The 11,015-nt window shown below is 71.2% G+C and carries 8 protein-coding genes; 5 read left to right on the top strand and 3 right to left on the bottom strand.

Annotation, left to right across the window (positions count from 1 at the left end):
* Window positions 1-336: 336 nt before the first annotated feature.
* Both glp and galU read right to left on the bottom strand, forming a co-directional pair.
* Window positions 337-1,677: a molybdotransferase-like divisome protein Glp gene (gene glp, locus ACZ4XD_RS10435; protein WP_468040254.1), complete on the bottom strand. Its 1,341-nt coding sequence runs from the start codon at window positions 1,675-1,677 to the stop codon at window positions 337-339.
* Window positions 1,678-1,681: 4 nt separating this feature from the next.
* Entirely contained in the window at window positions 1,682-2,584 is a 903-nt protein-coding gene (galU, locus tag ACZ4XD_RS10430) for a UTP--glucose-1-phosphate uridylyltransferase GalU (protein ID WP_468040253.1), read from the bottom strand.
* Between the two features lie 111 nt (window positions 2,585-2,695).
* Here galU and ACZ4XD_RS10425 point away from each other — a divergent pair, with 111 nt between their 5' ends.
* Window positions 2,696-3,304 (top strand): 5-formyltetrahydrofolate cyclo-ligase, encoded by a 609-nt coding sequence (locus ACZ4XD_RS10425; RefSeq protein ID WP_468040252.1) that lies wholly within the window; start codon window positions 2,696-2,698, stop codon window positions 3,302-3,304.
* A 147-nt stretch (window positions 3,305-3,451) separates the two neighbouring features.
* Here ACZ4XD_RS10425 and ACZ4XD_RS10420 read toward each other — a convergent pair whose 3' ends face one another.
* Window positions 3,452-6,175: a penicillin acylase family protein gene (locus ACZ4XD_RS10420; RefSeq protein ID WP_468040251.1), complete on the bottom strand. Its 2,724-nt coding sequence runs from the start codon at window positions 6,173-6,175 to the stop codon at window positions 3,452-3,454.
* Between the two features lie 188 nt (window positions 6,176-6,363).
* On the opposite strand from ACZ4XD_RS10420, the gene ACZ4XD_RS10415 reads away from it, so the two are divergent.
* From ACZ4XD_RS10415 to ACZ4XD_RS10400, 4 genes are all read left to right on the top strand, one after another.
* Entirely contained in the window at window positions 6,364-7,887 is a 1,524-nt protein-coding gene (locus ACZ4XD_RS10415; RefSeq protein WP_468040431.1) for a potassium/proton antiporter, read from the top strand.
* A 315-nt stretch (window positions 7,888-8,202) separates the two neighbouring features.
* Window positions 8,203-9,504 carry an MFS transporter gene (locus ACZ4XD_RS10410; protein ID WP_468040250.1) on the top strand — a complete coding sequence of 434 codons (1,302 nt, stop codon included), beginning with the start codon at window positions 8,203-8,205 and terminating at the stop codon, window positions 9,502-9,504.
* A gap of 112 nt (window positions 9,505-9,616) precedes the next feature.
* Window positions 9,617-9,955: an FmdB family zinc ribbon protein gene (locus tag ACZ4XD_RS10405; RefSeq protein WP_468040249.1), complete on the top strand. Its 339-nt coding sequence runs from the start codon at window positions 9,617-9,619 to the stop codon at window positions 9,953-9,955.
* A 115-nt stretch (window positions 9,956-10,070) separates the two neighbouring features.
* Window positions 10,071-10,904: an S-methyl-5'-thioadenosine phosphorylase gene (locus ACZ4XD_RS10400; protein WP_468040247.1), complete on the top strand. Its 834-nt coding sequence runs from the start codon at window positions 10,071-10,073 to the stop codon at window positions 10,902-10,904.
* Window positions 10,905-11,015 lie beyond the last annotated feature (111 nt).

The following is an 11,015-nucleotide window of genomic DNA, read 5'->3' as shown; positions in this document are numbered from 1 at the left end:
GGGCTCAACATGGACACTGAAAGGGGAAGGGGGGGAAAAGGGGGGGATCATGGGGGGGGGGTTTTGGCCCCCGGTGCCCCGGGGGGGTGGGGGGGGGGCGGGGCCCCCCCCTTCCCCCCCCCCCCCCCCCCGCAGCAGCTCGATGACCTGCGATGACACCAGGACGCGGCCGCGGGCGCGAGCGGTGCGGGCGGTGACGTCCTTCCCGGAGACGTCGACCATCCGCGCCGCGCCCGCCGCGTCGAGATGGGTGAGGTGTTGCTGGCCGCTGCTCATCGTTCTCCCGGTACCAAACTGCCGCCTGTGGGACGACACCGTACCCCCGGCGGCAGCGGGCTATCCGAGCAGGACGACCTCCACGTCCGCGCCCGCGGGGACCTCGGTGGTGTCCTCGGGGACGATGATCAGCGCGTTGGCGTGCGCCATGGCTTTGATCAGGTGGGAGCCGGCGCCGCCGACGGGGGTGACCGTGCCGGCCCCGGCGTCGTAGGAGCCGCGCAGGAACTGGCGCTTCCCCTTGGGCGAGGAGGCGACGGCCTCGGTGCACCGGGCGGGAGTGGTGGGGCGGTGCACCTCGGACAGGCCCATGAGGGCGCGGATGGCCGGGCGGACGAACAGCTCGAAGGAGACATACGAGCTGACGGGGTTGCCGGGCAGGGCGAGCAGCGGGATGCGGTCGGGGCCGATGAGGCCGAAGCCCTGGGGCTTGCCGGGCTGCATGGCGAGCCGGCGGAACTCGACCGTGCCGCCCGCGAGGGGCGAGCCGTCGGCCTCCGTCGCGGACAGGGCGACCAGGGTCTCCTTGACGACGTCATACGCGCCGACGCTGACACCGCCGCTGGTGACAAGGATGTCGGCCCGGATGAGCTGGTCCTCCAGGGTGGCGCGGAGGGTGTCGGCGTCGTCGGCGACGGCGCCGACGCGGTAGGCGATGGCGCCGGCCGCGCGGGCGGCGGCGGTGAGCTGGAAGCTGTTGGAGTCGTGGATCTGGCCGGGGCCCAACGCCTCGCCGGGCTGGACCAGTTCACTGCCGGTCGACAGCACCACGACGCGGGGGCGGGGACGGACCCGGACCGTGCCGCGGCCGATGGCGGCGAGCAGGCCGATCTGGGAGGGGCCGAGGACCGTGCCCTCCCGCAGGGCCGTCTCGCCTTCGGTGACATCGCTGCCGCGGGCGCGGATATGGGCGCCGGCGGCGGCCGGGCGGTGGACGCGGACCTCGCCGCCGGCGTCCTGGGGGGCGGCGCTGTGGGCGCGCATCGTGTCGGCCGGCCCCTGGCCCGTACCGCCGTCGGTCCACTCGACGGGGACGACGGCCTCGGCGCCGGGCGGTACCGGGGCGCCGGTCATGATGCGGGCGGCCTGGCCGGGCCCGATCCCGGGCAGCTCGCCGCTGCCCGCCGCGACATCGCCGATGACGGTGAGGGCGACCGGGGCGCTGTCCGTGGCGTCCGCGACATCCGCGGCCCGGACCGCGTAGCCGTCCATCGAGCTGTTGTCGAAGGGCGGCAGGGCGACGGGGACTGTGATGTCCTCGACCAGGACGCAGCCCTGGGCGTCGAGGAGTTGCAGCTCGATCGGGTCGAGCGGAGCGATCTTCGACAGCACGTCGTCGAGATGCTCGGCCACCGACCAGACGCGGTCCTGGTGGCTGGTCCGGCCGGTGGCGTTGTTCAACGTCTTACATCTCCTCGGTGACGTAACTGCGAAGCCAGGTCCGGAAGTCCGGGCCCAGGTCTTCACGTTCGCATGCCAGTCGGACAATGGCACGCAGATAGTCGCCGCGGTCGCCGGTGTCATAGCGGCGGCCCTTGAAGATCACGCCGTGCACCGGGCCGCCGAGGGCGGGGTCGGCGGCCAGCGCCTGGAGGGCGTCGGTGAGCTGGATCTCGCCGCCGCGGCCCGGGGCGGTCTTGCGCAGCACCTCGAAGACGGCCGGGTCGAGGACGTAGCGGCCGATGATGGCGAGGTTGCTGGGGGCCTCGGCCGGGTCGGGCTTCTCGACCAGGTCGGAGACGGCCACGACATCGTCGTCGCCGGTGGGGGCGGCGGCCGCGCAGCCGTAGAGGTGGATCTGCGCCGGGTCGACCTCCATGAGGGCGATGACGGAGCCGCCGTGCTGCTCCTGTATCTCGACCATGCGCGCCAGAAGCGGGTCGCGGGGGTCGATCAGGTCGTCGCCGAGGAGGACCGCGAAGGGCTGGTCGCCCACGTGTGGTGCGGCACACAGCACGGCGTGGCCCAGGCCCTTGGGGTCGCCCTGGCGTACGTAGTGCATGGTCGCCAGGTCGCTGGACTCCTGCACCTTGGCGAGGCGGGACTCGTCGCCCTTGCGGTGCAGGGCCTCTTCGAGCTCGTAATTGCGGTCGAAGTGGTCCTCCAGCGGGCGCTTGTTGCGGCCGGTCACCATCAGGACGTCGGAGAGCCCGGCGGCGGCGGCCTCCTCCACCACGTACTGGATGGCGGGCTTGTCGACTACCGGGAGCATCTCCTTGGGTGTGGCCTTGGTGGCGGGGAGAAACCTGGTGCCGAGGCCGGCTGCGGGGATGACAGCCTTGCTGATCCGTGTGTGCGATGGAGTCATGCGCGCCACCATAACCGGCCCTATCGGCACGATGATGAGGGTCCGGTGAATAGAGCATGAGAGCGGGAGCAAGGGCACACAGTGAGCATTGGCCACGATAGGAAGCGCAGGTTGCGGCAGGACCTCCTGGAGGTGAGGAGAGCGTTGCCGCGGGATGTCGTCGCGGCAACGGGCGAGGCGCTGGCCCGACGTGCCCTGGAGCTGGACGAGTTGGTGTGGCCGGTCGCGTCGGGGCCCGGGGCGCTGCCGACGGTCGCCGCATATGTCTCGATAGGCGGTGAGCCCTCCACCCGCGCCCTGCTCGATCTGCTGCGGGCCGAAGGGGTGCAGGTGCTGCTGCCCGTGCTGCTGCCGGACAACGACTTGGACTGGGCGCTCTACGAGGGCGCCGAGGGCCTCGTACGGGCCGGCCGCGGGCTGCTGGAGCCGGACGGGCAGCGGCTGGGCCCGGAGGCCGTCACGGAGGCGGACGTGGTGCTGCTGCCGGGGCTCGCGGTGGACCGCAGCGGGCTGCGGCTGGGGCGCGGCGGCGGCTCCTACGACCGGGTGCTGGCGCGGCTGGAGCGGGCCGGGGCACGGGCGTCGCTGGTGGTGCTGCTGTACGACGCGGAGGTCCTGGCCAAGGTGCCGGGCGAGCCGCACGACCGTCATGTGCATGCCGCGGTGACCCCGTCGGGGGTGCACCGGTTCACGGAGCCGGGGGAGTCCGCGGAGGGCTGAGGCGGGCCGTATACGGGCGGGCGGCTTCCGGAAAGCCGTCGGGCAGCGCGCCCGGCAGGAGCCGGAAAGCCGTCGGGCGGACCGGATTCCTCCGGCCCGCCCGACGGCTCGGCGCTCACCAGGTGGCGGCGTGCCCGCCGCCCGCCCCTACGGGGACAGCGTCAGCGTGTCCTTGCCCGCGTTCTTCACGGCCTTCTCGCTGTACGCCCAGGGCAGCAGGTCGCCCTTGGCCCACTTGTCGGTCTGGTCGTAGTAGTGCGCGTCGTAGGCGTGCCCGGAGGCGCCGGTGAGGTTGATCCAGCGGGACTTGTCGAGGTCGGCGAGGTTGACCACCATCCGCATCGACGGGACCCAGGTGACCCCGTAGCCGCCGGCGGCGTTCCAGCCGGTGGCGTCGACCGCGGCCTCACCGCCGCCGAGGTTCCAGGGGCCGCGGTTGAACAGGCCCTGGAGCATGCCGGGTCCGTCGGTGCCGAGGGTCTGGTTCGTCAGGAACATCTGGTGCAGCCGTCCCCAGCTCCAGTTGTCGATGTTCTTGCCCAGCTTGGAGGTCAGCTCGTAGCGCGCGTCCTTCATGGCGTGGGCCAGGAGCTGGTCGCGGTTCTTGTCACCGGGGCGGTTGGGCCGGTCCTCGGTCTTCCACCAGGCGTTGTCCGGGTCGTCGAGGATGCCGCGGACGACCTCGTACCAGCGGTCGCCGCCGTCGGGCTGGGCGGTGTCCCCGGCCCGCTCGCCGCATTCGCGGATGTACTTGTCGTTCTCGTCGGCCGGGCCGGTCTCGTTGACCGGGCGGACGGTGAGGCACTGCCCGTCGGGGCGCACCTCCTTGGGCATCTTGTTGCCGAAGGCGAGCTTGAGGGTGTTGCGCCAGACGGCGTTGAAGTAGGCGGCCGCGGCGGAGTCGGGCTCCTGGGTGAAGTCCCAGCCCTCCAGCAGCTGCTGGGCGTCGCGGACGTACTTGTCCTTGATGTCGACCTTCGTCAGGTAGGGCGTGAGCAGCCGGGCGATCTCGCTGCTGTTGTCCTTCTGGAAGGCCTGCATGTCGTCGGTGGAGACCTTGCCGCCGTCCTTGATCTTCGACTCGATCAGGTCGTTGATCCGCTGGCTGCGGGAGCCGTAGCCCCAGTCCTTGGTGAGGAGGTAGGGGTACTTCTCGTCGGTGACGGCCTGGTTGGCGGTGACGATGTAGCCGCGCCTCGGGTTGTACTCGTACGGCAGGGACTTCTGCGGGATGTACCCGGTCCACTGGTACTTCGGGTTCCAGCCGGGCGCCGGGTAGGTGCCGTCGAACTGGCCCTCCCCCTTGCCGCGGACCGGGATCCGGCCGGGGGCCTGGTAGCCGATGTTGCCCTTGGTGTCGGCGTAGATCAGGTTCTGGGACGGGACCTCGAAGTGGGCCGCGGCCTTGCGGAAGCCGTTCCAGTCCTTGGCGCGGTTCATCTCGAAGACGGCGTCCATGGACTTGCCGGGGTCCAGCGCGGTCCAGCGCAGCGATACGGCGTAGCCGTCACCGCGGTCCGGGGCGGCGTTGCCGACGGGGGCGTCCTTGCCGACGTTGACCAGTTCGCTGTCGCGGTCGGAGACGATCGGCCCGTTCCTGGTGGACCGGACGGTGATCTCGCGGCTCTCGCCGCCGGCGACCTTGATGGTCTCCTTGCGGGTTATGAAGGGCTGCTGCTTGTTGTCGTAGAAGTACCCGTCGGCGTTGACCTTCTCCAGATACAGGTCGGTGACGTCGGCGCCGAGGTTGGTCATGCCCCAGGAGATGTCCTGGTTGTGGCCGATGACGACGCCGGGCATCCCGGAGAAGGTGAAGCCGGAGGCGTCGTAGTTGCACTTGGGGCTCGTGGTGCGGCAGTGCAGGCCCATCTGGTACCAGAGCGACGGCATCTGGGGTGCCAGGTGCGGGTCGTTGGCGAGCAGCGGTTTGCCGGTGGTGGTGTGGGCGCCGGAGACGACCCAGGAGTTGGAGCCGATGCCGTTGCCGTTGGGGCCGAGCAGCGCCGGGACCTCGTTCATCGTCTTGGACAGCGAGGACAGCTGCGACTGGAGGCCGGCGGTGGCCCCGCCGGGACCGGCCGGGGCGGCGTTCGCCGAACCGCTGGGCGTAAACCGCTTGGAGGCGGGGTCGACCGAGCCGCCCTCGACGATCGGCTTGTTCCGCTTGTACGGGTAGTCCGGGTAGAGCTGGGCGATCTGCGCGGGGGTGAAGCGGCTGGTCATCAGGGACCGGTCGATCTCCTCCTGCATGTTGCCGCGCAGGTCCCAGGCCATCGCCTTGAGCCAGGCCACCGAGTCGACCGGGGTCCACTTCTCGGGCTTGTAGTCGTTCTCGAAGTCCAGCGCCGCGTACTCCAGGGAGACCGCCGAACCCTCGTGGTCCTTGAGGTAGGCGTTGACGCCCGCGGAGTAGGACTGGAGGTACTTCTTGGTGCTGGGCGACAGCTTGGTGTCGTACTCCTTCTGCGCCACGTCGTGCCAGCCGAGGGTGCGCAGGAACGAGTCGGTCTTGACCTGACCCTTGCCGAACATCTCCGAGAGCCGGCCGGCGGTCATGTGCCGCCGTACGTCCATCTCCCAGAAGCGGTCCTGGGCCTGGACGTACCCCTGGGCGCGGAAGAGGTCTTCGTCGGTGTCGGCGTAGATCTGCGGAATGCCGTGGGCGTCGCGGGTGACGTCCACCGGGTTGGTCAGACCCGGGAGTTTGAGCGAGCCCGTGGTCTGCGGGAACGACGCACGGACGGTACTGACACCCCAGAACGCGCCGAAGCCGATGCCCGCCACGAGCAGCAGCACGACCGTAATCGCGACGAGGCGGCCGCGCCGCCCCTTCTTCTTCCTGGGGACCGGGCCGGACTTGTTGGCGGGCATCTCTGTCCTTCGAGGGGCAGGGTGGGAGTGCTGGAGCAACCATAGGCGCACGGGTTCAAAGACCCCTACGCGGAGTCACCGCCAGCACAGCCAACCTTCAAGTAATGGTAAATTGTTAGTCTCAGTAACTAGATAGGGTAAGGAAAGCCGCCCCCGGAACCGGAACCCGTGCGAGGAAGGATCAGCTCCTGTCTGTCGACCACCTCAACGAACTCCTGCTGATCTGCTCGCTCGTACTGCTCATTGCGGTCGCCGCGGTACGGCTCTCCTCGCGCAGCGGGCTCCCCAGCCTGCTCATCTACCTGGGGATAGGCGTCGCCATCGGACAGGACGGGCCCGGTGGCGTCATCTTCGACAACGCCGAGCTGACCCAACTCCTGGGCTATACGGCGCTGGTCGTGATCCTCGCCGAGGGCGGCCTGGGCACCAAGTGGAAAGAGATCAGACCGGCGCTGCCCCGGGCGGCAGCGCTGTCGACGGTCGGCGTCGCGGTGAGCGTGGGGGTCACCGCGACAGGAGCGCACTATCTGGCCGGACTCGACTGGCGCCAGGCGCTGCTGATCGGTGCCGTGGTCTCCTCGACGGACGCCGCGGCCGTCTTCTCCGTGCTGCGCAGTGTGCCGCTGCCGGCCCGCCTGACCGGCGTACTGGAGGCCGAATCCGGCTTCAACGACGCCCCCGTGGTCATCCTCGTCGTCGCCTTCTCCACCGCGGGGCCGGTCGAGCACTGGTACACCCTGCTCGGCGAGATCACCCTGGAGCTGGCGATCGGCGCCGCCATCGGTCTGGCCATCGGCTGGCTCGGCGCGTACGCCATGCGGCATGTGGCGCTGCCCGCGTCCGGTCTGTACCCGATCGCCGTCATGGCCATCGCGGTCTCCGCCTACGCGGCCGGCGCCCTGGCGCACGGCTCCGGCTTCCTCGCCGTCTACCTGGCCGCGGTGATCCTCGGCAACGCCAAACTGCCGCACGCCCCGGCCACCCGCGGCTTCGCCGAGGGCCTCGGCTGGCTCGGCCAGATCGGCATGTTCGTCCTGCTGGGCCTGCTGGTGACCCCGCACAACCTGATCGACGACATCGTCCCGGCGCTGGTGATCGGCATGATCCTGACGCTGGTGGCCCGGCCGACCTCGGTGTTCGTGGCGCTGATGCCGTTCCGGGTGCCCTGGCGGGAGAAAACCCTGCTGTCGTGGGCCGGGCTGCGCGGTGCGGTGCCGATTGTGCTGGCCACCATCCCGATGGTGAACGAGGTGCCCGGCAGCGAACGGGTCTTCAACATCGTCTTCGTCCTGGTCGTGGTCTACACCCTCATCCAGGGGCCGACGCTGCCCTGGCTGGCCAGACGGCTGCGGCTGGGCGACGGTGAGGAGCCCGCCGACCTGGGCATCGAGTCGGCGCCCCTGGAGCGGCTGCGCGGCCATCTGCTGTCCACGTCCATCGGCCCGGCCTCCCGTATGCACGGCGTCGAGGTCGGTGAGCTGAGGATGCCCGCGGGCGCCGCGGTCACCCTCGTCGTCCGGGACGGCTCCAGCTTCGTGCCCTCGCCCTCCACGGTGCTGCGGCGCGGCGACGAGCTGCTGGTGGTCGCCACCGATCCGGTCCGCGACGCGGCGGAGCGGCGGCTCCAGGCGGTCTCCCAGGGCGGCAAGCTGGCCGGCTGGCTGGGGACCGGCGGCCCCACGGGAGGCCGGCCGCGCCACCGCCACCGCTGAGATCCGGCGGCTCCCTGGACGGGAATGTGCTGCATCTCTCCACGGATCCCAAGGGAATCTGCGGGAAGACCTGGCTGATCCCAGGGCTTCCCGCCCCGCAGCCTGTAGTATGAAGAGGCACATCGACGAACCAACTCTGCCTGATGCAGAGCTGGCGCGACCGCTCGGCGGCCGCGGTCCCCCTGCCTTACGCAGCCACCTCTTCCGGTGCGGACCACGCGGTATCACTCGGTCCTGCGCGAGAGGACAGCTCTCGGCGCGTTCCCGTGACGACCTCGCGGGTGGCGCGCTACCAGGCGGCAGAAAGGCCCGGCCGTGGCATCCGCGGTCAAGGACTCCCGTTCCGGATACGGACCACTGCTCCGCACCCCTGGTGCATGGACATTCCTGCTGCCCGGCTTCCTGGCCCGGCAGCCCTTCGCCATGCTGACGATCGGCATCGTGCTGCTCGTCCAGTCCACCACCGGCTCGTACGGCACCGCGGGCGCGGTGTCCGCCACGACCGGTGTGGCGATGGCGCTGTTCGCGCCGCAGAGCGGCAAGCTCGCCGACCGCTTCGGCCAGCGCGCGGTGCTGATCCCCGGCGTCCTGGCGCATGTCGCCGGTGTCGCGGCGCTGATCATCCTCGCCCTCGCGCACGCTCCCCTGTGGGCGCTGCTCGCCGTGGCGGTCCCCACGGGCGCCTCGACGCCGCAGGTCGGCCCGATGGTGCGGGCCCGCTGGGCCGCCCGGCTCGGCGGCAGTCCGCTGATGCCGACGGCCGCCGCCTTCGAGTCGGTGACCGACGAGTTCACCTTCGTGGTCGGCCCCGTACTGGCGACCGCGCTGTGCACCGGCATCCATCCGGCGGCCGGGCTGGTCGCCGAGGCCGCGCTGACCCTGGCCGGCGGGCTGCTGTTCGCCGCGCAGCGGCGCAGCCAGCCCCCGGTGCACCGGTCGCAGGCCGGCGACCGGCCGCGGGTCTCGGCGCTGTCGGTGCCCGGCGTACGCGTCCTGATCGTGGCGTTCCTCGGCATCGGCGCCGTCTTCGGCGGGATGCAGGTCTCGCTGACGGCCTTCACCCAGCACATCGGGCAGCCCGGCATCAACGGCGTGCTCTACGGGATCTTCGCGGGCGGCAACATGCTCGCCGGTATCGCCTGCGGCGCGATCGCCTGGAAGGTCGGCCCGCGGCGCCGGCTGCTGGTCGCCTACGGGCTGCTGGCGCTGGCCACCACCCCCCTGTGGGCGGTCACCGCGGTGCCGCTGCTGGGTGCCGTCGGCCTGGTCGTCGGCCTCTGCATCGCCCCGGCGCTGATCACCGGCTACACCCTCGTGGAGTCGCTGGTGCCGGCCGCCGCCCGCACCGAGGCCTTCACCTGGCTGACCGGCGCGGTCGCGCTGGGCCAGGCGGCCGCGGCCACCTCGTCGGGCCAGCTGGCGGACCGCTTCGGCCCGAGCATGGGCTTCCTGGTGCCGCTGGCCGGTACGGCGCTGGCCCTGACGGTGCTGCTGGCGCTCCGCGCCCACCTGCTGCCGCGTTCCTCGACCGTGGTCGCCGGCGCCCCGGCGGACGGCGCCGAGGACCGGGTCCCGGCCGTTTTCGAGGACCGCGAACGGGAGCTGGCGCGCGCCTGACCGAGCGTGGAGTGGGTCACCGTCCGCCGGTCACGGTGGACTGGCGCGCGGGAATACTGCAATATGGAGCGTCGTTAGCACTCATCGAGTGAGAGTGCCAGGAGGAAGACAAGTGCCGACCTACCAGTACCAGTGCACCGAGTGCGGCGAGGACCTCGAGGCGGTGCAGAAGTTCACCGACGACGCGCTCACGGAGTGCCCCGCCTGCAACGGACGCCTCAAGAAGGTGTTCTCCGCGGTCGGCATCGTCTTCAAGGGCTCCGGCTTCTACCGCAACGACAGCCGCGGCTCGTCGTCCAGCAGCAGCCCCGCCAAGAGCGCCTCCACGTCGGGCACGACGTCCTCCTCGGACTCGTCGAGCTCCTCGTCCGGCAGCTCCGACAGCAAGTCCTCCGCCCCGGCCGCCGCTTCGTCCACCAGCAGCAGCTCGGGCACCAGCTCCGCCGCCTGACCCCGCACCTGCCCGGACCCCGCCGTCACCGACGGCGGGGTCCGTCGGCTTACGGCTTTCTTTCGTTCCCGCCACTCGCCTTCCCCCGCCGCCGCGCCCCGATAGTGTGATCGGCATGGCTGACGCGGAGATTGGCGTTATCGGCGGATCGGGTTTCTACTCCTTCCTCGACGACGTGACCGAGATCACGGTGGACACCCCGTACGGGCGCCCGAGCGATTCGCTGTTCCTGGGAGAGATCGCCGGCCGCCAGGTCGCGTTCCTGCCCCGGCACGGCCGCGGCCACCACCTCCCGCCGCACCGCATCAACTACCGCGCCAATCTCTGGGCCCTGCGCTCGCTCGGCGTACGCCAGGTCCTCGGCCCGTGCGCGGTCGGCGGGCTGCGCCCCGAATACGGCCCGGGCACCCTCCTGGTCCCCGACCAGCTCGTCGACCGCACCAAGGCCCGCGCCCAGACCTACTTCGACGGCGAGCCCCTCCCCGACGGCAGCGTCCCCAACGTCGTCCATCTGACCTTCGCCGACCCGTACTGCCCCACGGGGCGCCGGGCCGCCCTCTCGGCGGCCCGTGGCCGGGACTGGGAGCCGGTCGACGGCGGCACCCTCGTCGTCATCGAGGGCCCCCGCTTCTCGACCCGCGCCGAATCGCGCTGGCATGCCGCACAGGGCTGGTCGGTGGTCGGCATGACGGGCCATCCCGAAGCCGTCCTGGCCCGCGAACTGGGCCTCTGCTATACCTCGTTGACCCTGGTCACCGACCTGGACGCGGGCACCGAGACCGGTGAGGGCGTCTCCCACGACGAAGTCTTCCGGGTCTTCGCCGAGAACGTCGGCCGACTGCGCGAGGTCCTCTTCGACGCGATCGCCGGCCTGCCCGACAACGCGGCCCGCGACTGCCTGTGCACCGGCGCCCACACCGGCTGGGACCTGGGCATCGAGCTGCCGTAACGCCTCGCGGAGCGCTAGGGCGGGTCCTGTCGGCTGGGTCCCGTCGTCCGCCGGGGGGGGCGGGGACTCGCGCTTGTGGTGCGTCCATGCCAGGTGTCGCGAGCCCGGCGG

It is taken from the genome of Streptomyces sp. NPDC029466, assembly GCF_055574515.1.
Note: the sequence above shows the minus strand (reverse complement) of the source record. Positions and strands in the feature narration are given on the sequence as shown.

Coding starts and splice junctions, on each gene's coding strand:
- galU (WP_468040253.1), bottom strand. CDS start 2,584: ATGACTCCATCGCACACACGGATCAGCAAGGCTGTCATCCCCGCAGCC.
- ACZ4XD_RS10420 (WP_468040251.1), bottom strand. CDS start 6,175: ATGCCCGCCAACAAGTCCGGCCCGGTCCCCAGGAAGAAGAAGGGGCGG.
- ACZ4XD_RS10400 (WP_468040247.1), top strand. CDS start 10,071: ATGGCTGACGCGGAGATTGGCGTTATCGGCGGATCGGGTTTCTACTCC.